Origin of the sequence: Plantactinospora sp. BB1 (assembly GCF_003030385.1) — a bacterium.
Taxonomy (GTDB): domain Bacteria; phylum Actinomycetota; class Actinomycetes; order Mycobacteriales; family Micromonosporaceae; genus Plantactinospora.
Genome location: NZ_CP028159.1, coordinates 7,225,024 through 7,246,062, shown reverse-complemented (window position 1 = coordinate 7,246,062; position 21,039 = coordinate 7,225,024). Strand labels below are relative to the sequence as shown.

The 21,039-nt window shown below is 73.3% G+C and carries 18 protein-coding genes; 17 read left to right on the top strand and 1 reads right to left on the bottom strand.

Going from position 1 to position 21,039, the window contains the following annotated elements:
* Positions 1–242 precede the first annotated feature (242 nt).
* The 17 genes from C6W10_RS31720 (at position 243) to C6W10_RS31640 (ending at position 20,273) form a co-directional block, all read left to right on the top strand.
* Entirely contained in the window at positions 243–1,304 is a 1,062-nt protein-coding gene (locus C6W10_RS31720) for a phenylalanine--tRNA ligase subunit alpha (RefSeq protein WP_107262755.1), read from the top strand.
* Positions 1,305–1,363: 59 nt separating this feature from the next.
* Complete coding sequence (gene pheT / locus C6W10_RS31715; protein ID WP_107262754.1) at positions 1,364–3,940, top strand: phenylalanine--tRNA ligase subunit beta; 2,577 nt, start codon at positions 1,364–1,366, stop codon at positions 3,938–3,940.
* 214 nt (positions 3,941–4,154) lie between these two features.
* Complete coding sequence (locus tag C6W10_RS31710; RefSeq protein ID WP_159104839.1) at positions 4,155–5,237, top strand: ABC transporter substrate-binding protein; 1,083 nt, start codon at positions 4,155–4,157, stop codon at positions 5,235–5,237.
* Positions 5,234–6,655: a hypothetical protein gene (locus tag C6W10_RS31705; protein ID WP_107262752.1), complete on the top strand. Its 1,422-nt coding sequence runs from the start codon at positions 5,234–5,236 to the stop codon at positions 6,653–6,655. The genes C6W10_RS31710 and C6W10_RS31705 overlap by 4 nt, the downstream gene beginning before the upstream one ends.
* Positions 6,656–6,755: 100 nt before the next feature.
* Positions 6,756–7,967 carry an MFS transporter gene (locus tag C6W10_RS31700; RefSeq protein ID WP_107262751.1) on the top strand — a complete coding sequence of 404 codons (1,212 nt, stop codon included), beginning with the start codon at positions 6,756–6,758 and terminating at the stop codon, positions 7,965–7,967.
* 69 nt (positions 7,968–8,036) lie between these two features.
* Positions 8,037–8,417, top strand: coding sequence for a hypothetical protein (locus C6W10_RS31695; RefSeq protein ID WP_159104838.1), 381 nt, complete (start codon positions 8,037–8,039; stop codon positions 8,415–8,417).
* A 187-nt stretch (positions 8,418–8,604) separates the two neighbouring features.
* Complete coding sequence (gene argC / locus C6W10_RS31690) at positions 8,605–9,612, top strand: N-acetyl-gamma-glutamyl-phosphate reductase (protein WP_107262749.1); 1,008 nt, start codon at positions 8,605–8,607, stop codon at positions 9,610–9,612.
* Between the two features lie 52 nt (positions 9,613–9,664).
* Positions 9,665–10,855: a bifunctional glutamate N-acetyltransferase/amino-acid acetyltransferase ArgJ gene (gene argJ, locus C6W10_RS31685; RefSeq protein WP_107262748.1), complete on the top strand. Its 1,191-nt coding sequence runs from the start codon at positions 9,665–9,667 to the stop codon at positions 10,853–10,855.
* Between the two features lie 115 nt (positions 10,856–10,970).
* On the top strand, positions 10,971–11,876 hold the full coding sequence (gene argB / locus C6W10_RS31680) for an acetylglutamate kinase (RefSeq protein WP_107262747.1): 906 nt from the start codon (positions 10,971–10,973) through the stop codon (positions 11,874–11,876).
* Positions 11,873–13,099, top strand: a complete 1,227-nt coding sequence (locus C6W10_RS31675; protein WP_107262746.1) for an acetylornithine transaminase — start codon at positions 11,873–11,875, stop codon at positions 13,097–13,099. The genes argB and C6W10_RS31675 overlap by 4 nt, the downstream gene beginning before the upstream one ends.
* Positions 13,099–14,118, top strand: coding sequence for an ornithine carbamoyltransferase (gene argF / locus C6W10_RS31670; protein WP_107262745.1), 1,020 nt, complete (start codon positions 13,099–13,101; stop codon positions 14,116–14,118). The genes C6W10_RS31675 and argF overlap by 1 nt, the downstream gene beginning before the upstream one ends.
* Entirely contained in the window at positions 14,115–14,630 is a 516-nt protein-coding gene (locus C6W10_RS31665) for an arginine repressor (protein ID WP_107262744.1), read from the top strand. The genes argF and C6W10_RS31665 overlap by 4 nt, the downstream gene beginning before the upstream one ends.
* Positions 14,627–15,838 carry an argininosuccinate synthase gene (locus C6W10_RS31660; protein ID WP_107262743.1) on the top strand — a complete coding sequence of 404 codons (1,212 nt, stop codon included), beginning with the start codon at positions 14,627–14,629 and terminating at the stop codon, positions 15,836–15,838. The genes C6W10_RS31665 and C6W10_RS31660 overlap by 4 nt, the downstream gene beginning before the upstream one ends.
* Positions 15,839–15,947: 109 nt before the next feature.
* A complete protein-coding gene (gene argH, locus C6W10_RS31655) occupies positions 15,948–17,414 on the top strand; it encodes an argininosuccinate lyase (protein WP_107264437.1) in 1,467 nt (488 codons plus the stop codon).
* 120 nt (positions 17,415–17,534) lie between these two features.
* On the top strand, positions 17,535–18,041 hold the full coding sequence (locus C6W10_RS31650) for a PH domain-containing protein (protein WP_159104837.1): 507 nt from the start codon (positions 17,535–17,537) through the stop codon (positions 18,039–18,041).
* 230 nt (positions 18,042–18,271) lie between these two features.
* Positions 18,272–19,423, top strand: coding sequence for an epoxide hydrolase family protein (locus tag C6W10_RS31645; protein ID WP_234361495.1), 1,152 nt, complete (start codon positions 18,272–18,274; stop codon positions 19,421–19,423).
* Positions 19,424–19,535: 112 nt separating this feature from the next.
* Entirely contained in the window at positions 19,536–20,273 is a 738-nt protein-coding gene (locus tag C6W10_RS31640; RefSeq protein ID WP_107262740.1) for a hypothetical protein, read from the top strand.
* 170 nt (positions 20,274–20,443) lie between these two features.
* On the opposite strand, the gene C6W10_RS31635 is transcribed toward C6W10_RS31640, so the two are convergent.
* On the bottom strand, positions 20,444–20,971 hold the full coding sequence (locus tag C6W10_RS31635) for a hypothetical protein (protein WP_159104836.1): 528 nt from the start codon (positions 20,969–20,971) through the stop codon (positions 20,444–20,446).
* Positions 20,972–21,039 lie beyond the last annotated feature (68 nt).

The following is a 21,039-nucleotide window of genomic DNA, read 5'->3' as shown; positions in this document are numbered from 1 at the left end:
CCGTCCGTAGACTCTGTGGGCCGCCCGCAAGGGCCGCCCACCGAACCTTCCGACCTGTTCGGCACGGCGCCGGCGCCCCGAGCCGCACCTCGGGCCACGACGGACCGCACGGGGAGGTCGACCGAGGTTCACCGAGCTGTCCACGGCGTCGCCGGTGCGCGGGCATTCCGCGACGCGACGGGACATTCGACGTGGAGGCAGCGGGACCACCGCCCGCGACGCAGAGGGAGTAGCCGCACGCCATGACGTATCGCAACGACCCGTACGACCCGAAGCAGGTCGCCCTGCTCGACCCGGAGGCGCTGGCGGCGGCGGTGGCCGACGCGACGGCCGCGTTCGACGCCGCCACCGAGCCGGACGCCCTGGCCGAGCTGCGCCGGGCGCACCTCGGTGACCGGGCGCCGGTCTCGCTGGCCCGCCGGGAGATCGGCGCACTGCCGCCGGCCGCCAAGTCCGACGCCGGCAAGCGGGTCAACGAGGCCCGCCGTTCTATCGAGTCCGCCTACGCGCAGCGGCTGGCGGTCGTCCAGGCGGCCCAGGCCGAGCGGATCCTCGCCGAGGAGCGGGTGGACGTCACCCTCCCCTACGACCGGCGGCCGCGCGGCGCCCGGCACCCGATCAGCACGCTCTCGGAGCGGATCGGCGACCTCTTCGTCGGAATGGGCTACGAGATCGCCGAGGGGCCCGAGATCGAGTTGGAGTGGACCAACTTCGACGCCTTGAACATCCCGCCGGACCACCCGGCCCGGGGCACCATGGACACCTTCTACCTGGACGCGCCGGGGATGGTGCTGCGCACGCACACCTCGCCGGTGCAGGCCCGGACCATGCTGGCCCGCAAGCCCCCGATCTACGTCGTCTGCCCCGGCCGGGTCTACCGGACCGACGAGCTGGACGCCACGCACAGCCCGGTCTTCCACCAGGTCGAGGGGCTGGTGGTGGACGAGGGAATCACCATGGCGCACCTGCGCGGCACCCTGGACCACCTGGCCAAGGCGATGTTCGGCGCCGAGGCGCGGACCCGGTGGCGCCCGCACTACTTCCCGTTCACCGAACCGAGCGGCGAGTTCGACGTCTGGTTCGCCCAGCACCGGGACGGCCCGCGCTGGGTCGAGTGGGGCGGCTGCGGCATGGTCAACCCCCGGGTACTGCGGGCCTGCGGCATCGACCCGGACGTCTACTCCGGGTTCGCCTTCGGGATGGGCATCGAGCGGACGCTGATGTTCCGGCACGGCATCGGCGACATGCGGGACATGGCCGAGGGCGACGTGCGGTTCACCCGCGCGTTCGGGGTGGAGGTGTGATCGGGATGACGAACGACGTGGTCCTGCCCGACGACGTGACGGATGCGGTGGTCTGAGTCATGCGAATTCCTGTTTCCTGGCTGCGCGAGCATGTCGACCTGCCCGCCGAGCTGAGTCCCGAGGAACTGGACCAGGCGCTGGTCAACCTCGGCATCGAGGTCGAGTCCATCGTGGACCTGCGGAGCACCGTCACCGGCTCGCTGGTGGTCGGCGAGGTGCTGGAGATCGAGGAGCTGACCGGGTTCAAGAAGCCGATCCGGTTCTGCCGGGTCGACGTCGGCGCCGCGAACGGCACCGGCGAGCCGCAGGAGATCGTCTGCGGGGCGACCAACTTCGCCGTCGGCGACCGGGTGGTGGTGATCCTGCCCGGCGGGGTACTCCCCGGCGGGTTCGCGATCGGGGCCCGGAAGACGTACGGGCGCAACTCCAACGGGATGATCTGCTCGGTGCGGGAGCTGGGCATCGGCGACGACCACGCGGGCATCCTGGTGCTGCCCGAGGACGTGCCGGCCAAGCCCGGTGACGACGCGCGGCCGGTGGTCGGGCTCGACGACGTGGTCGTCGAGGTCGAGATCACCCCGGACCGGGGGTACGCGATGTCCGTACGCGGCCTGGCCCGGGAACTGTCGCACGCCTTCGACGTACCGTTCCGGGACCCGGGGCTAGCCCCTGCGACGGGGGCGACGGCGGAGCCGGCGTACCCGGTCCGGGTGGTCGACACCGTCGGCTGCGACCGGTTCGCCGCCCGGGTGGTCCGGGGGATCGACCCGGCCGCCGAGTCACCGAAGTGGATGCGGCAGCGGCTGACCCACGCCGGCATCCGGACCATCTCGCTGCCGGTGGACATCACCAACTATCTGATGCTGGAGCTGGGCCAGCCGATGCACGCCTTCGACCTGGGCGCGCTCCGGGGCGAGCTGGTGGTCCGCCGGGCGGTGCCGGGGGAGCGGCTGACCACGCTGGACGGGGTCGACCGGGCGCTCGACCCGGAGGACCTGGTGATCTGCGACGCCGGCCTGCCCGGGTCGGTGGCCGGCGACGGCGGGGTGCCCATCTCGCTCGCCGCGGTGATGGGCGGTGAGACCAGCGAGGTCGCCGACAGCACCGTCGACGTGCTCTTCGAGGCGGCGCACTGGGACCCGGTGGTGGTCGGCCGGACGGCCCGCCGGCACCGGTTGTTCAGCGAGGCCGCCAAGCGCTGGGAGCGGGGCGTCGACCCGGCGCTGCCGCTGGTCGCCCTGGAGCGGGCGGTCGAGCTGCTCACCAGGTACGGGGGCGGCACCGCCGGTGCCGAGGTGCTCGACGTCGACCATGTCCGGGCGCCGAACCGGATCGTGATCGACGTGGACCTGCCGGCCCGGCGCGCCGGGGTGCCGTACGAGCCGGCCCGCACGGTGGCGCTGCTGGAGCGGGTCGGCTGCGCGGTGACGGTCGGTGACGGGCGGGCCGGCGCCGGCAACGGCCACGGTGGGCGGCACGCCAGCGGGCCGGAGACCCTGGTGGTGACCCCGCCGAGCTGGCGGCCGGACCTCACCGACCCGGCGGACCTGGTCGAGGAGGTGATCCGGCTGGACGGCTACGAGCACGTACCGTCGGTGCTGCCGGTCGCCCCGCCCGGCCGGGGACTGACCCCGGAGCAGCGGCGGCGCCGCTCGGTGAGCCGTACCCTCGCCGAGAGCGGCTTCGTCGAGGTGCTCTCCCCGCCGTTCGTCTCCGTCGAGCTGGCCGACCGGCTCGGCCTGCCCGCCGACGACCCGCGTCGCGCGGCGGTGCGGCTGGCCAACCCGCTGGCCGACACCGAGCCGCTGATGCGGACCATGCTGCTCGGCACCCTGCTCGGCGCCCTGCGGCGCAACCTCGGCCGGGGTCACCGCGACGTGGCGCTCTACGAGATCGGGATGGTCTTCCTGCCCCGGCCCCGGACCGGTCCGCCGCCCGCGATGGGGGTGGAGCACCGGCCGAGCGACGAGGAGTTCCGGGCCGCCGACGCGGTGCTGCCGGACCAGCCGTGGCGGGTCGCCGCGGTGCTGGCCGGCGAGGTCGAGCCGGCCGGCTGGTGGGGCGCCGGACGCCCGGCCGGCTGGGCGGACGCCGTGCAGGCGGGCCGGAGCGTGCTGGCCGCCGCCGGGATCGCCGGCGACCGGGTGGTGGTCCGGCAGGCCGGGTACGCGCCCTGGCACCCCGGCCGGTGCGCCGAGTTCCGGGTCGACGACGTGCTCGTCGGGCACGCCGGGGAACTGCATCCGGCGGTACTGGCCGAGCTGGACCTGCCGCCCCGGACCAGCGCCCTCGAACTCGACCTGGACGCGCTGCCGCCCGCCCCGGTGGTACCGGCGCCGCGGATCTCCGGCTATCCGCCCGCGCTGATCGACGTGGCGCTGGTGCTCGACGCCGAGGTGCCGGCCGACGAGGTGGGCCGGGCGCTGGCCGAGGGCGCCGGGGAGCTGCTGGAGTCGGTCCGGCTCTTCGACGTCTACTCCTCGGAGCAGTTGGGTCAGGGGCGGCGGTCGCTGGCGTACAAGCTGGTGTTCCGGGCGCCGGACCGGACGCTGACCGGCGAGGAGGCGGTGGCCGCTCGGGACGCGGCGGTGGCCGAGGCGGCCCGCCGGTTCGGGGCGGTGCTCCGGGGCGCCTGACCCCGGCCCGTCCACAGGGGATGGTCGATCGTGGCCGTCGCGCTCCGGCGCGGCGGCCACACCCGTTCGCGGCGGCGTCGGGGGGGCCGGGCGTGCTGCGGTGACCCCGTCCGGTTTCGCGGATCTTGTACCCTACGGTCCTGCGGATGACGTCTCGGGGGTACGCCGTGCCGTGCCCGTACCGGGCGTCACTGTCCGGATAGGAAGATCGCTCGTGACGCCGAACCCGACCAGGTGGTCCGTCCTGCTCAAGCCGCTCCGGATCTGGGGACCGGTGCTCGCCCTGCTGCTGGTGGTGGCCGGAGCCGGGGCGTACGTGGTGGCCGGGCTCCGCCCGTCGCCGACCTCGCCGGCCCGGCCGGTCCTCGTCTCCAGCGGCGCCTGGGCCCCGTTCGTCGGCCCGGAGCTGCCCGAGGGTGGCCCGGTCGCCGAGCTGGTGGTGGAGGTGCTGAACCGCTCCGGCTACCGTCCCGAGATCAGGTACACCTCCTGGTCGCTGGCCGAGGAGCAGGTCCGCTCCGGTGCCACCGTCGGGATGTTTCCGCTGGTGGGCAGCGCGTCCCGGCGGGCCGACCTGCTGCTGTCGGACCCGCTCGTCGACTTCGAGTACGTGCTCTTCTACAACCGCCGGGCCGGTCAGCCGAAGGTCTCGTCCGCCGCCGAGCTGGGCGCGCTGCGGGTCGGCGGCATCACCGGGTACGACTACTGGGACGAGCTGGAGTCCGCGGTCGGTGACTTCGTGGAGTTCCCGTCCACACTGGAGGGCTTCCGGGCGCTGGACGCCGGCCGCATCGACCTGCTCGCCGAGGGGCTGCTGCCCGGGCGGGCGGCGCTGACCGACCCCGCGTTCGCCGGTGACGTCGGCGACTTCGGCCACCTCCAGGGCGACGACCCGCTGGTGCACTCCGTCGAGGGGCTCTATTTCATGATGGTCGACAGCGCCGAGGCGGCCACCGTGATGCGGGAGTTCAACCGGGTGCTCGCGGAGCTGCGCGGCAGCGAGGAGTACGCAGAGATCGTCGCCGACCTCAACCCGTCCGCGCAACGGGAGGTCACCCTCGACCCGGTCGGCGGCACCGGACTCGTGGAGCTGCTCGACGAGCGCGGCAACCTGGTGCTGCTCGCCCCGCAGGGGACCCGGGCCCGGGTGCTCGACTGGCCGGCGGAGTTCGTCGCCCGGGCCGGCCCGAGCCCCGGGCCGATCCTGGTCGAGGTGAAACTGACCAACGGCCCGGCGCAGGGGCGGGTACTGCACGTCGACGCCCGGGCACTGCGGCTGGGAACGGTGGGCCGGTGACCCAGCTGCGGATCCTCGCCCCGGTGGTCGTCGACTTCTACGCCGTACCCGGAGCGGCGCTGCGGGATCCGGCGGCGCACGCGCGGTTCTGGGCCGAGCGGCAGCCGGCCCTCGACGCCCTGCTGCCCCGGCTGGCGGCGCGGGTCCGGGCGGATGTCGCCGAATCGCCGCCGGTGGTGGCGCTCAAGCACACCCGGCCGCGCAGTTCGCTCAACCTCTATCGCAGCATCAGCGAACACGCGGCGGAGCGGACCCTGCACGTGCTGACCGGCCGGCTCCGCCCCGAGCACCTGACCGAGCGGCCCGGTGACCCGCTCTGGGCGGGAACGGTGGAGATCAGCTTCCGGCTCTACGACCACGGGCTGATGCTGCTGGAGATGCTGGCCGAGGTGGACCCGTGGCTGGCCGGGCAGACCGGCCCGCTGCCGGCCCGGCTCGACGGGTTGCAGGCCCGGGCGGTGGAGTTGGGCGAGCAGACCGCCCGGGAGATCGTCCGGCGGTACCTCGACCCGGTACTCGCGCTGCTGCGCGAGGCGGACCGGGACGAGGAGGTACTGCGTTCGGCGACCCCGGCCGACGACCCGGTGACGGCGGAGTTCGGCGAGACGCTCTGGGTGACCCGGAGTCTGGTGGTCGACCCGTCCGCGCCGGGGGCCGAGGAGATGACCCGGCACTGGGTCAAGGACGTCGTCATCGCCGACGACCAGCGACCCCCGGCGGACCGGCTCCTCGACGGCGACCTCGACCATCTGGTCCGTTGGCTGAACTACCTCTTCCTGGACCGGACCGGTGCGGGTGCCCGGATGCTCCCCGGTGACCCGTTCCGGGACCAGTGGGAGGCGCTGCGCTACGCCCAGGTCTTCTACGGGGTGCTGGAGCGGATCGACGCCCGGCTGTCGAAGATCCTCGCCGACTCGGCCGCCGCCGGCTCCCGCTGGGAGTTGGAGCAGCTCAAGGGGGAACTGACCGGGCTCAGTCAGCGGGCCGAGCTGATCATCATGGAGCGGCAGGACCTGTCGAAATACCTCAAGCGGGCGGTACGGGTCGAGATGGACGCGATCCTCGACTTCTGGGACTACGAGAAACTGCTGGAGCAGCCCGTACTCTTCAAGATCGATCTTTGTGGCCGGCGGCTGGCCGAACTCGCCGCCCGGCGTACGGCCCGGTCCGCGATGTTCACCGACCTGATCCTGCTCGGTATCGCGATGACCTCGATCCTCGGCACGGCGCTCGCGGTGACCGAGTTCGGCCGGTCGATCGCCAGCGACCCGGAAATGGCCGTCTACGACCTCGGCCGCTCCTCCCTGGTCGCCTGGGTCGCCTCGCAACCGGCGGACGCGATCCTGGTCACCTCGGGGGTGGTCTCCGCGCTGCTGGTGATCGTGTACCTCTTCTTCCGGCGGGACCGCGGCGCATGAGTTCCACCCGAGCACCCGCCGCCGGGGCACTCGCCGCCGGGGCGTTCGTCGCCGGAGCACTCGCCGCCGGGGCGTTCGCCGGGGAAGGCGCACCGGTCGGATGAGGCAGGCGCTGCGCAGCCGGGCGATCCGGACCTTCGCGGTCACCCACTTCCTGCTGGAGGTCCAGTTCTGGTTCCCGATCTGGCTGATCTACCTGCTCGACCTCGGCTTCCCGCTGGCCACCGCGGTACTGGCCGACGGGGTGTTCCGGATCGTCTCGGTCGCCTGCGAGTTCCCGGTGGGTGTGCTCGCGGACCGGATCGGGCGCCGCCGGGCGTACCTGACCCTGGCCGGGGGCGCGGTGCTGACGTTCGCGGCGATCTCGCAGGTCCGTACCGTGCAGATGCTCTTCGCCGCCTGGGTGCTCTGGGCCGTACTCTGGGCGCTCACCTCCGGGGCAGCAAGCGCCTACCTCTACGAACTCTGCCTCCAGGACGAGCTGGAGATCAGCCCGACCCGGGCCTTCGGGTTGATCCGGGCGGTCGGCAGCGGCTCGGTACTCCTCTCGCTGCTCGCCGCCGGCTACCTCTACCAGACGGAGCCGACGCTGCCGTTCACCGTCACCGCCGGCTTGGCCGCGCTGGCGTTCCTGCTCGCACTGACCCTGCCGGAGATCTCCGGATCCCGGGTCGCCAGCTCGCTGTCCGGGGTCTTCGCCGACATCCGGGCCGCGGCGGCCGACGCCCGGCTGCGCCGGGCCGTCTGGCTGGGGGTGCTGCTGTTGCTCTTCGGCTGGAGCGCCCGGATCCTGTTCCAGCCGCTGGCCCTGGAACTGGGGCTCTCCGCCCAGGTCACCGGCTGGATGTACGCGGCCTTCGCCGCCGCCTCGGTGCTCGGCGGCCTGCTGGCCGGATACGTCTCGGTGTCCCGTCGCCGGCTCGCGCTGACCGTGTCGTTCCTGCTCGTCCTCGCCACCCTGGTCGCGGTCAGCCAGGCGGAGTGGCTCGGCCCGTTCCTGTTCCTGCCGGTGATGGGCTTCGGCTACGCGCTCGGCATGACCGTGCTGGAGGTACTCACCAACGAGGTCACCTCGCGCCGGGTCCGCGCCCTGGTCTTCGGGGTGGTGGCCAGCCTGGCCGGGATCGGCATCGCGGTCGCCCGCCCCGCCCTCGGGATCCTGACCGAGTGGCGCTCCACGCCCTTCGCGGCGGGGGTGTGGGCCGGGGTCGGCGTCGGGCTGGTGCTGCTGGCGATCTGGCAACTCCGAGGGCTGCGGCCGGAGCCGACGGACCGGATGGGCGTGCTGCGTTCCGCCGACCACCGCCCGTGACATCGACGAATGGACATTGCACGAAGGATGCTGAAGGATCTGCCTCGCACACGACTTCGGAGGTACGGGGTGGAGAGTCGTCGACGGCGCGCGCTCGGGTACGGCGTGCTGCTGGTTCTGTTGCTTGCCGGTGGCTGTCGCGGGGCGGGGGTGAACACCTCGCCGCAGGCCTGTGACGACGCCCGGGGCGTGCTCGGTCAGTTCCACGGCCTGCGCGGTTCGGCGGCGGAGGTCCGGGCCGCCCAGATCGAAGCCATGCGGCCCGAGTTGGCGAAGGTGGCGGAGTCGGCGGACGGTGACGTCCGAGGCGCGATCCAGCGCCTGGCCGACACCATCGAGGCCGCCAAGATCGACTCCAGGGAGCCGGCCGCCACGCTCGGGCCGAAGCTCGCCGAGTTCGACACCGCGTTCGAGGAGGTCCGGCAGGAGTTCGACGAGGTCTGCGACTGAGGCCCGGCCCGGCCCGGCCGGCGCCGAGGGTGGCGGGCGGCTGTGCTGACGCTCGTCGATGAGGGTGCGGTCGGGCCGTCGCCGAGCCTTGCCCCAACGCTCGAAAGATCATTCAGTCCTTCGCATAGACTTGCAGTCTGGCGGGGAGGCTGTTAGCGTACTTCTGCATAGAAATGCGGAGGTGGGCATGGGAATTCGAGTCGCGGTCGCCGGTGCGAGTGGCTACGCGGGCGGCGAACTGCTCCGGCTGATCGCCGGGCACCCCGAACTCGACCTCGTCGCCGCCACCGCGCACAGCCAGGCCGGCCAGCCGGTCGCCGCCGTACACCCGCAACTCACCGGCCTCGACCTGGTGTTCGGCCGGACCGAGCCGGCGGTGCTCGCCGACGCGGACCTGGTCTTCCTGGCCCTGCCGCACGGCGAGTCGGCGGCGCTGGCTGCGGCCCTGCCCGACGAGGTCCGCCTGGTCGACCTCGGCGCCGACCACCGGCTCACCGACGCCGCCGCCTGGACCCGCTACTACGGCGGCGCCCACGCCGGTGCCTGGACCTACGGCCTGCCGGAGCTGCCCGGCCAGCGGGCGGCGATCGCCGCCGCCACCCGGGTCGCCGCCACCGGCTGCTACGCGGTGGCCACCATCCTCGCCCTCGCTCCGCTGCTCGCCGCCGGGGTGGCCGCCCCGCACGACGTGGTGGTGGTCGCCGCCTCCGGCACCTCCGGAGCCGGCCGGTCCGCCAAAGCGCACCTGCTCGGCAGCGAGGTGATGGGCGACCTCTCGCCCTACAAGGTCGGCGCGCACCAGCACGTACCGGAGATCAAGCAGGCCAGCGGGGCGACCGGACTCTCCTTCACCCCGGTACTGGCCCCGATGCCGCGCGGCATCCTGGCCACCGTCACCGCGCTGCCCGTCGGCGACACCCCGGCCGACCCCCGCGCGGTGCTGGCGCAGGCGTACGCGGACGCGCCGTTCGTGCACGTCCTGCCCGAGGGGCAGTGGCCGCACACCGCCGCCACGCTGGGCGGCAACTCCTGCCACCTCCAGGCGACCGTCGACGTCGACTCGGGTCGGCTGATCGTGGTCAGCGCCATCGACAACCTCGGCAAGGGCGCCGCCGGCCAGGCGGTGCAGTGCGCCAACCTGATGCTCGGGTTGCCGGAGACCACCGGCCTCTCCACGCACGGGGTCGCGCCGTGAGACACCGGAGATCAGAGGTCTGGGAAGCACGCGACAACGAGGGAGGGTTGGCATGAGCGTCACCGCGCCCCGGGGATTCCGGGCGGCCGGCGTGGCGGCCGGACTCAAGTCCACCGACGCCCGGGACGTCGCGCTGGTGGTCAACGACGGGCCGGACGCGGCGGCGGCCGGGGTCTTCACCGCCAACCGGATCAAGGCGGCACCGGTGCTCTGGAGCCAGCAGGTCCTCACGACCGGACTGCTCCGGGCCGTGGTGCTCAACTCCGGCGGCGCCAACGCCTGCACCGGGGCACCCGGCTTCCAGGACACCCACGCCACCGCCGAACACGCCGCTGCCGCGCTCTCCGCCGCCGCGCTCTCCGGAGCCACCGACGGCGCAACGGCGGTCGGCACCGGCGAGATCGCGGTCTGCTCGACCGGGCTGATCGGCGAGCGGCTGCCGATGCAGCGCCTGCTGCCCGGCGTGGACGCGGCGGTGGCCGGGCTGGCCGCCGACGGCGGGGCGGCGGCGGCCGAGGCGATCATGACCACCGACACCCGGCCGAAGACGACCGTGGTCGCCGGTGCCGGCTGGACGGTCGGCGGGATGGCCAAGGGCGCCGGCATGCTCGCGCCCGCCATGGCCACCATGCTCTGCGTGGTCACCACCGACGCCATCGCCGGGCCTGCCGTGCTCGACGAGGCGCTCCGGGAAGCCTGCCGGGTCAGCTTCGAGCGGGTCGACTCGGACGGCTGCCTCTCCACCAACGACACGGTGCTGCTGCTGGCCAGCGGCGCCTCCGGGATCGCGCCGAGCCAGGCCGAGCTGACCGCCGCGGTCACCGCGGCCTGCCACGACCTGGCCCGGCAACTGGTGGCCGACGCCGAGGGGGCCAGCAAGGAGGTCGCGATCGAGGTGGTCGGAGCGGCCAGCGAGGACGACGCGGTCGAGGTCGGCCGCGCGGTCGCCCGGAACAACCTGGTCAAGACCGCGCTCTTCGGCAACGACCCGAACTGGGGCCGGATCCTCGCCGCCGTCGGCACCACGGCCGCCGCCTTCGAACCGGACGGTATCGACGTGGCGGTCAACGGCATCTGGGTCTGCCGGTCCGGCGCCGCCGCCGAGGACCGGAGCAAGGTCGACCTCTCCGGCCGGCAGGTGACCATCCGGATCGACCTGCACGCCGGCCCGGCCGAGGCGACCGTCTGGACCAACGACCTGTCGCACGCGTACGTGCACGAGAACTCGGCGTACTCGACGTGAGCGCGAGGAACGCAGCGGAGCGGAGTCCCGCAGTCGCGAACAGAAGCAGGCTCGTGAGCGCGAGGAACGCAGCGGAGCGGAGTCCCGCAGCCCCGAACGGAACGCGGGTGCGGCCATGATGCTGACCCGCGACCTGACCGAGGCGCAGCGGAAGGCCGCCACCCTCATCGAGGCGCTGCCCTGGCTGGCCCGCTTCTCCGGCTCGACCGTGGTGGTCAAGTACGGCGGCAACGCCATGATCGAGCCGGAGTTGCAGCGGGCGTTCGCCGCCGACATGGTCTTCCTGCGCTACGCCGGGCTGAAGCCGGTGGTGGTGCACGGCGGTGGGCCGCAGATCTCCGCCATGCTGCGCCGGCTCGGCATCACCAGCGAGTTCAAGGGCGGGCTGCGGGTGACCACGCCCGAGGCGATGGACGTGGTCCGGATGGTGCTGGTCGGCCAGGTCGGCCGGGAACTGGTCGGGCTGATCAACGAGTACGGGCCGTACGCGGTCGGCCTCTCCGGCGAGGACGCCCAGCTCTTCACCGCGGTACGCCGACCGGCGTACGTGGACGGCGAACCGGTCGACATCGGCCAGGTCGGTGACGTGGACGAGGTGAACGCCTCGGCGGTCGCCGACCTGATCTCGGCCGGCCGGATCCCGGTGATCTCCACCGTCGCGCCGGACGCCGACGGCGTGCTGCACAACCTCAACGCCGACACCGCCGCCGCCGCGCTGGCCGTCGCGCTGAAGGCCCGCAAGCTGGTGGTGCTCACCGACGTACCCGGGCTCTACGCCGACTGGCCGGACACCGACAGCCTGGTCTCGGAGATCACCACCGGTCAGCTCGCCGAGCTGCTGCCGAAGCTGGAGTCGGGGATGGTGCCGAAGATGGAGGCCTGCCTGCGGGCGGTCAGCGGCGGGGTGCCGGCGGCGCACGTGGTGGACGGGCGGGTGGCGCACTCGACCCTGCTGGAAGTTTTCACGTCGGAAGGATTCGGCACGATGGTGGTTCCCGAGCCCGGGGCGGTCACGCCATGACGACGACGCTGGTCGACCGCTGGACGCAGTCCATGATGGACAACTACGGCACCCCGCAGCTCGCGCTGGTCCGCGGCAGCGGCGCGGTCGTGGTCGACGAGGCCGGCCGGGAGTACGTCGACCTGGTCGGCGGCATCGCGGTGAACGCGCTCGGGCACGCCCACCCGGCGGTGGTCGAGGCGGTCTCCCGGCAGGTCGCCACCCTCGGGCACGTCTCCAACCTCTTCGTCGCCGAGCCGCCGGTGGCGCTCGCCGAACTGCTGCTGGCGCTCGCCGGCCGGGCCGGTCGGGTCTTCTTCGCCAACTCCGGCGCGGAGGCGAACGAGGCCGCGTTCAAGCTGTCCCGGCTCACCGGGCGGACCCACGTGGTCGCCACCGAGGGCGGCTTCCACGGCCGCACCATGGGTGCGCTGGCGCTCACCGGTCAGCCGGCCAAGGCCGACCCGTTCCGCCCGCTGCCCGGCGAGGTGACCCACGTCCCGTACGGCGACGTCGAGGCGCTGGCAGCGGCGGTCAGCGACGAGACCGCGATGGTGATCCTGGAACCGATCCAGGGCGAGAACGGCGTCGTCGTGCCGCCGCCCGGCTACATCGCCGAGGCTCGGCGGATCACCGCCGAGCACGGTACGTTGCTGGCGCTGGACGAGGTGCAGACCGGCATCGGGCGTACCGGGCACTGGTTCGCGCACCAGGCCGACGGCATCGAGCCGGACCTGGTGACCCTGGCCAAGGGACTCGGCGGCGGGCTGCCGATCGGCGCCTGCCTGGCCTTCGGCAGGGCCGCCGAGCTGCTCCGGCCGGGCCTGCACGGCACCACCTTCGGCGGCAACCCGGTGAGCTGCGCCGCCGCGCTCGCCGTCATCTCCACCATCGCCAACGAGGGGCTGCTCGACCACGTGAAGCGGGTCGGCGAGCGGCTCCGGCGCGGGGTGGAGGCGCTGAACCATCCACTGGTGGCGCAGGTGCGCGGCGCCGGGCTGCTGCTCGGGATCGTGCTGCGGGCGCCGGCCGCCGCCGCGACCGCCGGGGTGCTGCGGGACGCCGGCTTCCTCACCAATCCGGTGCAGCCGGCGACGATCCGGCTGGCCCCGCCGCTGATCCTCGGCCTGGACCAGGCCGACGCCTTCCTGGCCGCCCTGCCGGCGGCCCTGGACGCGGCGACCCCGGCGCCGCAGGAGACGGCGGTCCCGACCGCCGCCGACGGGACCGGGGGTGGACACTGATGCCCCGGCACTTCCTGCGCGACGACGACCTCTCCCCGGCCGAGCAGTCGGCGGTGCTGGACCTCGCCGCCCGGATGAAGGCGGATCGCTACGGCGTGCGCCCGCTCGCCGGCCCCCGGGCGGTGGCGGTGCTCTTCGACAAGCCCAGCCTGCGTACCCGGCTCTCCTTCGACGTCGGCATCGCCGAGCTGGGCGGCCACCCGATCGTGGTGGACACCCAGGTCACGCACTTCGGCCGGGGCGAGTCGGTGGCCGACGCGGCCCGGGTGCTGTCCCGGTACGTCGCCGCCATCGTGCTGCGTACCTTCGGTGACGACCGGATCGCCCAGCTCGCCGAGGGCGCGACGGTGCCGGTGGTGAACGGGCTGACCGACGGCTTCCACCCCTGCCAGCTCCTGGCCGACCTGCTCACCGTCCGGGAGCACTGTGGCGGCACCGCCGGCCGGACCCTGGCGTACCTCGGGGACGCGGCGAACAACATGGCGCACTCGTACCTGCTCGGCGGTGCGACCGCCGGGATGCACGTCCGGGTCGCCGGCCCGGCCGGCCACGAACCCGACCCGGCCGTGCTGGAGCGGGCCGCCGAGATCGCCGCCGGCACCGGCGGTTCGGTACTCGTGCTGCGCGACCCGGTCGAGGCGGTGGCCGGAGCCGACGTGGTCGCCACCGACACCTGGACCTCGATGGGGCAGGAGGACGACGGCCGGGACCGGTTCACCGCCTTCCAGCCGTACCAGGTCGACCAGGCCCTGCTGGCCGGCGCCGCGCCGGAGGCCGTGGTGCTGCACTGCCTGCCGGCGCACCGGGGCGAGGAGATCACCGACGAGGTGCTCGACGGGCCCCGCAGCGCGGTCTTCGACCAGGCGGAGAACCGGCTGCACGCGCAGAAGGCGCTGCTCGCCTGGCTGCTGGACCGGCACGCCGAGGAGCGGGCCGCCGCCGACGCGGCGGCGGCCCAGCCGGAGGGTGAACCGTCTCCGGCCTCGATCATCGCGTCCGTGGTCGGCGAGTCGGCATGACCGGACCGCTGACCCGGGCCGCCCGGCACGCCCGGATCGTCGACCTGATCCGAGAGCGGGAGATCCGCTCGCAGACCGAGCTGGCCGACCTGCTCGCCGCGGGCGGGGTACAGGTCACCCAGGCCACCCTCTCCCGCGACCTGGACGAGCTGGGCGCGGTCAAGGTGCGCGGTGGCGACGGACCGGCCGTCTACCTCATCCCGGAGGACGGCAAGCGGCCGCTGCGGGACGCCGAACAGGCGCCGGCCCGGCTGGTCCGGCTGCTCCGCGAACTGCTCAACGGGGTCGACTCGAGCGGCAACATCGCCGTGCTGCGCACCCCACCCGGTGCCGCCCAGTACCTGGCCAGCGCGCTGGACCGGGCGGGGCTGCCGGAGGTCGTCGGCACCATCGCCGGCGACGACACCATTCTCGTCGTGGCCCGGGAGGCCACCGGTGGCGCGGCACTGGGGGAGAAGCTCTCCGCCTGGGCGGCCCGGGAAGAACATGCTGAAGGGAGCACCACACCATGAGCGAGCGCGTCGTACTGGCGTACTCCGGGGGCCTGGACACCTCGGTCGCCATCCCGTATCTGGCCGAGCAGACCGGCGCCGAGGTGATCGCGGTGGCGATCGACGTCGGGCAGGGCGGCGAGGACATGGCGGCGATCCGCCAGCGGGCCCTGGACTGCGGCGCCGCCGAGTCGGTGGTGGTCGACGCCCGCGAGGAGTTCGCGGCCGACTACTGCATCCCGGCGATGCGGGCCAACGCGCTCTACATGGACCGCTATCCGCTGGTCTCCGCGCTCTCCCGGCCGCTGATCGTCAAGCACCTGGTCGAGGCGGCGAAGCACTACGGCGGCACGATCGTGTCGCACGGCTGCACCGGCAAGGGCAACGACCAGGTCCGCTTCGAGGCCGGCCTCGGCGCCCTCGCCCCCGACCTCAAGGTGATCGCGCCGGCCCGGGACTACGCCTGGACCCGGGACAAGGCGATCGCGTACGCCGAGGAGAAGGGGCTGCCGATCGACGTGACCCGCAAGTCGCCGTACTCGATCGACCAGAACCTGTGGGGCCGGGCGGTGGAGACCGGGTTCCTGGAGGACATCTGGAACGCCCCGATCGAGGACGTCTATTCCTACACCGCCAACCCGGCGGAGCCGCGCGACCCCGACCACGTCGTGATCACCTTCGACGCCGGGGTACCGGTGGCGATCGACGGCGAGACGGTCACCCCGTACCAGGCGATCCTGGAGCTGAACCGGCGGGCCGGCGCCCAGGGCGTGGGCCGGCTCGACATGGTCGAGGACCGGCTGGTCGGCATCAAGAGCCGCGAGGTGTACGAGGCGCCGGGCGCGATCGCGCTGATCACCGCCCACCAGGAGCTGGAGAACGTCACCGTGGAGCGGGACGTGGCCCGGTTCAAGAAGGGCGTGGACCAGCGCTGGGGCGAGCTGGTCTACGACGGTCTCTGGTTCTCGCCGCTGAAGAACGCGCTGGACGCCTTCATCGACGACACCCAGGCGCACGTCTCCGGCGAGGTCCGGTTGGCCCTGCACGGCGGGCGGGCCGTGGTGACCGGCCGGCGCTCCGAGGCGAGCCTCTACGACTTCGGCCTGGCCACCTACGACACCGGCGACACCTTCGACCAGTCCCTGGCCAAGGGCTTCGTGCAGCTGTGGGGCCTGCCGAGCAAGATGGCGGCGGCCCGGGACGCCCGGCTGGGCGGCTCCGGGAAGTGACGGCTGCGAGCCCCGCAGTCGCGAGCGAAAGGCAGGCTGCGAGTGCGAGGAGTGAGGGAGCGAAGCGAGTGAGCCCCGCAGTCGCGAGCGAAAGGCAGGCTCAGCAATGATGGTCGGCGTGGACGACAAGAGCCTGACTGAGAACAGCGCCGGAACCAACCGTACGAGCCTCTGGGGTGGCCGGTTCGCCGGTGGCCCGGCCGAGGCGTTGGCCCGGCTCTCGGTCAGCGTCCAGTTCGACTGGCGGCTCGCCCCGTACGACCTGGCCGGCTCCCGGGCGCACGCCCGGGTGCTGGCCGCCGCCGGCCTGCTCGACCCGGACGAGCTGGGCCGGATGCTGGCCGCGCTGGACGACCTGGAGGCGGCGGTGCGCACCGGCACCTTCCGGCCCACCGTCGAGGACGAGGACGTGCACACCGCGCTCGAACGCGGCCTGCTGGAACGCCTCGGCACGCTCGGCGGCAAGCTCCGGGCCGGCCGGTCCCGCAACGACCAGGTCGCCACCGACCTGCGGCTCTATCTGCGCGATCACGCCCGGGGGCTGGCCGCCCGGATCGTCGGGCTGGCCGACGCGCTGGTGGAGCAGGCGGCCCGCAACCTGGAGACCCCGGCGCCGGGGATGACCCACGTGCAGCACGCCCAGCCGGTCACCTTCGGGCACTGGCTGCTCGCGCACGTCCAGCCGCTGCTGCGCGACCTGGCGCGGCTGCGTGACTGGGACCACCGGGCGGCGGTCAGTCCGCTCGGCGCGGGCGCGCTGGCCGGCTCCGGGCTGCCGCTCGACCCGGTGGCGGTCTCGAAGGAGTTGGGCTTCCGGACCTCGTTCGCCAACTCGATGGACGCGGTCGCCGACCGGGACTTCGTGGCCGAGTTCCTCTTCGTCACCGCGCTGCTCGGGGTGCACCTGTCCCGGCTCGGCGAGGAGGTGGTGATGTGGACCTCGCAGGAGTTCGGCTGGGTGGAGCTGGACGACTCCTTCGCCACCGGTTCGTCGATCATGCCGCAGAAGAAGAACGCCGACGTCGCCGAGCTGGCCCGGGGCAAGTCCGGCCGGCTGATCGGCGGGCTGGTCACCGTGCTGACCATGCTCAAGGGGCTGCCGATGGCGTACGACCGGGACATGCAGGAGGACAAGGAGCCGGCGTTCGACGCGATCGACACCCTCGACCTGGTGCTGCCGGCGCTGGCCGGGATGGTCTCCACGATGACCGTCCGGGTGGACCGGCTCGCCGCCGCCGCCCCGGTCGGCTTCTCGCTGGCCACCGAGGTCGCCGACTGGCTGGTCCGCAAGGGCGTACCGTTCCGGGAGGCGCACGAGGTGACCGGCCGGCTGGTGGCGCTCTGCGTGGCCCGCGACTGTGAGCTGGACGAGGTCTCCGACGACGACCTGCGGCTGGTCAGCGAGCATCTCGACCCCGGGGTCCGGGACGTGCTCTCGGTCCGGTCCGCGCTGGCCGCCCGGACCACGCCCGGTTCGACCGGTCCGGGACCGGTCTCCGACCAGCTCGTCGCCGCCTCCGACCAGCTCGACGGCTGGCGGCAGTGGTCGACGGAGCAGGTCATCCCGAACAGCTGACCGAGATCGCCCGCCGCTCCGCCCGGCGGGCGATTATCTCCGTCCGGCGCATGGCGCGGCACCTCGAACGTCGATAACCTTCGTTCCGGACAGCTCGTCGGGACTACGGACGATGTATGGGTGGTGAGTGGCTTGAGGCCGCTGCCGGCGACCTACGGCATGCCGAGAGCCATGGTCGGCTACTTCGTCGTCCTGACCGTCGCCGTCATGCTGCCGGTCGGGTACGCCGCGCTCTTCACCGGCCTGCCCGGCTGGCTGTCGGCGGTGATCCTGCTCGGGACCCTGGGCCTGTTGCTCGGGGTGAGCCTGCGGGTGTCCCGGATGGGGACGGTGGTCGACCGGGACGGGATACTCCGGCGGGGATTCCTCGGCGACCGGCGGTACGGCTGGTCCGACATCCGCGACTTCCACCTGCACGACAACCGGGGAGTGACCCGGGTCGGCCCGTTCGACGTCACCTCCCGCTACGTGGTGGCGGTCTACGACCACCAGCACCAGCGGCGGCGCTGGACGCTCTTCTTCCTCGACGAGCGGGCCTTCTCCGGACCGGGCAGGTTCTTCGAGGAGTTCGAGGAGATCGTCCAGCTCTGGCAGCAGCGTCGCGGGCGGACCCGGTCCAGCGCCTGAGCGCGCGGGCGCGGGACGGCGGCGCGGCAATCGGTTGGGCGCGGCAATCGGGTTGCGAGCCCGCCGGGTGGCTGGAATGATCTCCCGGTCAGCGCCGAGAGGAGGTGGGCCCGATGCAGTGCGACCGTTCCGTTCGGGCGTCCTCTCCGGCCATCCGTCTCCGCTGACCTCGGCGCGTTCCGCGCCACACCGGTCCGGGAGCCGACGCCCTCCGTCCCGGAGGACTTCTGATGATCTCCCCTTTCCGGATCGAGATTCCCGATCCGGTCCTCGACGACCTGCGCACCCGGCTGCGCCGTACCCGGTTCACCGGGCGCAGCGGCGAGCGGCCCTGGCAGGCCGGCACCGATCCCGACTACCTGCGTGACCTGGTCGGCCACTGGGCCGACGGGTACGACTGGCGGGCCCGGGAGGCCGCGCTGAACGCGTACCCGCAGTTTCTGACCGAGATCGACGGTCGGCGGCTGCACTTCCTGCGGATCCCCGGTCGCCGCCCGTCCGGTGCCCCGGTGCCGCCGCCGCTGCTGCTGAACCACGGCTGGCCGAGCAGCTTCGTGGAGCTGCTGCCACTGGCGGACCGGCTGACCGACCCCGGCCGGTACGGCGGTGATCCGGCCACCGCGTTCGACGTGGTGGTGCCGTCGATGCCCGGGTTCCTCTACTCCGAGCTGCCGGCGGAGCCGCTCACCCGGTCGGCGATGGCCGGGATCCTGCACCGGCTGATGACCGAGGTGCTCGGCCACCACCGGTACGGCGTCTTCGGCGGTGACATCGGCGGGGCGGTGGCCGGCTGGCTCGGCGCGACGTACCCCGACCAGGTCGTCGGGGTACACCTGATCCATCCACCCTTTCCGGCCAGTTTCGACGCCCGACCCCCCGATCCCGCCGAGCGGGCCTTCATCGAGGCAGAGGAGCGCTACGACGAGACCGACGGCGGCTACAGCGCGATCATGGCCACCCGGCCGGACACCGTCGCGGCGGCGCTGGTCGATTCGCCGGCCGGTCTGGCGGCCTGGCTGGTCGACAAGTACCGGGACTGGAGCGACTGCCACGGCGACCTGGCCAGCCGGTTCGACCGGGACACCCTGCTCACGGTGATCACGTTGTACTGGGTGACCGAGGCGATCGGTTCGTCGTTCCGGCAGTACCTCGACTATCCGCGCAACCCGCCCCGGCCGGACATCACGGTGCCGGTCGCGGTCACCCTGAGCGCGGAACCGGCGCTGGCCGGGTTTCCCCGCCAACTCGCCGAGCGGGCCTGCCCGGATCTGCGGCGGTGGACCGAGCCGGGTGTCGGGGGCCATTTCATGCCGCACGAGGAGCCGGACCTGCTCGCCGACGAGTTGCGCCGGTTCTTCCTGGGGGCGCTGGACGAGCGCTGACAACCACCGCCGGTCGGGCGGCACCGGAGGCGAGGCAGGTCTGACGTTGTGAACCTGAGGTTTACAGTGGTACCGTCACCGCTGTAAACCTCAGGTTGTCAGGAGTGGTGCGATGTACCGGGTACGCCGGCCGGCAGGGCGGTTCGACCAGCTCTCCGAGGGGGAGTACGACCAGTTCGTCGGCCTTGTCGAGGAGTTCAGCCGCCGACTCACCGGGCTGCTGGCCGAACATCCGTCGTTCGCCGCCGTCGAGGCGGGGCCGAAGCCGGGTGACGTCGACGACGAGCGGATCCGCCGGGCGGCGTACCTGCGCCGGGTCCGGGCCGGACAGGCCGCGCAGGCGCTGCTCGCCGAGGTGGCCGCCGACTGTGCCGCCGAGGACGCCTCGGACGCGGTCTGGCTCGGCGCCAGCCTCGCCGACCTGGGCGAGGCGACCGGCAGCAGTCGGCAGGCGGCCCGGAAGCGCTGGCCCGAGCTGGGCCGGATCCATCGGGTCCGGCGCTGGGTGTCGGGGCACGCCGACGACCTGGTGACGGTGCTCCGGATGGTCCTCGACCAGGCGCCCCGGTACACCGCCCCGGAGGGTGCCGTCGAGACCCTCGACCGGGCGGTACGCGCGCTGCACGCCGCGCTCGACGAGACACTGCGCTCTCGTGACTCGGGCTCGGTGCTGGACCCCGGTACCGGCCGTCCGGTCCGGTGGCGCCGGCTCGCCGACGCGGTCGACCAGCACCTTCGTACCCTGGTCGAGCTGGCCGGTGCGACGACGCCGGAGGCGGAGACGGCGCTCGCCGCCGCCCGGGGCGTCCTGGCGCACCACGACTCGGTGGTGCTCGCCGCAGAGGGTTGAACCGGTCCGGGAGTCGGCGCCGGCCCGTGCACGACGGCGCAGCATGGCCGGACCTCCCGAATCACCCTGGGTCCGTCGTCGATCACTCGGGGTCGGTCGTCGATCACACGGGTTCATCGTTGATCACACCGGATCCATCGTTGCTCGTTCCGCGCGTCGTCCCGGTGCGGCTAGGGACCGCCGGGGCTGTCGCGGGGCCCGCCCTCGGTCTGATCCCAGCGCGACTCGCCCCGCTGTGCCGAGGGGCGGCCGGCGCGGCTCGATCGCCGGTCGCGCTCCGCTCCGGTCCGTTGCCGGGGTGCGGTCCGGCCCGTCGAGCCGTTCCGGGCGGCGGTACGGCCGTCGGCGCCGCCGGGGAGGTCCGAGCCACCGTGACCGTTGTCTGGGCAGGGCAGCGCCGAGACCCTGACCAGGGCGTCCAGGTGACCGAGCGGAGTGCCGTCGCTGGCCAGCCGCTGGCCGCTGATCCAGACCCACTGGTTGTCGTAGTACGTCGACAGGTCGAGGCGGACGAACTCGACCATGAGGCGGAGCGGGTGACTGCCGTACCGCCAGTCCTCCGTGGCGATGTCGAGCACGGTGCCCGGAGGCACGTTCGGTGACGCGGACGGGATGGCGTTCACCGGAACCGCCGGGCGGGGGTGTTGCGGCGTACGCCGGCACTGGCACAGGCCGGGCAGCTCAGGCTCCCGCCGCACCCCGCGCACCAGCGGCGGGAGGTTCGGTAGGTACACAGGCCGGCGATGAAACCCAACGCCATCCCGGC

What these genes read in the sequence shown, in the direction of transcription:
- argC (WP_107262749.1), top strand. Translation starts at nt 8,605, where the DNA reads ATGGGAATTCGAGTCGCGGTCGCCGGTGCGAGTGGCTACGCGGGCGGC.
- argH (WP_107264437.1), top strand. Translation starts at nt 15,948, where the DNA reads ATGGTCGGCGTGGACGACAAGAGCCTGACTGAGAACAGCGCCGGAACC.
- C6W10_RS31675 (WP_107262746.1), top strand. Translation starts at nt 11,873, where the DNA reads ATGACGACGACGCTGGTCGACCGCTGGACGCAGTCCATGATGGACAAC.
- argJ (WP_107262748.1), top strand. Translation starts at nt 9,665, where the DNA reads ATGAGCGTCACCGCGCCCCGGGGATTCCGGGCGGCCGGCGTGGCGGCC.
- argB (WP_107262747.1), top strand. Translation starts at nt 10,971, where the DNA reads ATGATGCTGACCCGCGACCTGACCGAGGCGCAGCGGAAGGCCGCCACC.
- C6W10_RS31645 (WP_234361495.1), top strand. Translation starts at nt 18,272, where the DNA reads ATGATCTCCCCTTTCCGGATCGAGATTCCCGATCCGGTCCTCGACGAC.
- C6W10_RS31700 (WP_107262751.1), top strand. Translation starts at nt 6,756, where the DNA reads ATGAGGCAGGCGCTGCGCAGCCGGGCGATCCGGACCTTCGCGGTCACC.
- argF (WP_107262745.1), top strand. Translation starts at nt 13,099, where the DNA reads ATGCCCCGGCACTTCCTGCGCGACGACGACCTCTCCCCGGCCGAGCAG.
- pheT (WP_107262754.1), top strand. Translation starts at nt 1,364, where the DNA reads ATGCGAATTCCTGTTTCCTGGCTGCGCGAGCATGTCGACCTGCCCGCC.
- C6W10_RS31660 (WP_107262743.1), top strand. Translation starts at nt 14,627, where the DNA reads ATGAGCGAGCGCGTCGTACTGGCGTACTCCGGGGGCCTGGACACCTCG.
- C6W10_RS31665 (WP_107262744.1), top strand. Translation starts at nt 14,115, where the DNA reads ATGACCGGACCGCTGACCCGGGCCGCCCGGCACGCCCGGATCGTCGAC.
- C6W10_RS31720 (WP_107262755.1), top strand. Translation starts at nt 243, where the DNA reads ATGACGTATCGCAACGACCCGTACGACCCGAAGCAGGTCGCCCTGCTC.
- C6W10_RS31640 (WP_107262740.1), top strand. Translation starts at nt 19,536, where the DNA reads ATGTACCGGGTACGCCGGCCGGCAGGGCGGTTCGACCAGCTCTCCGAG.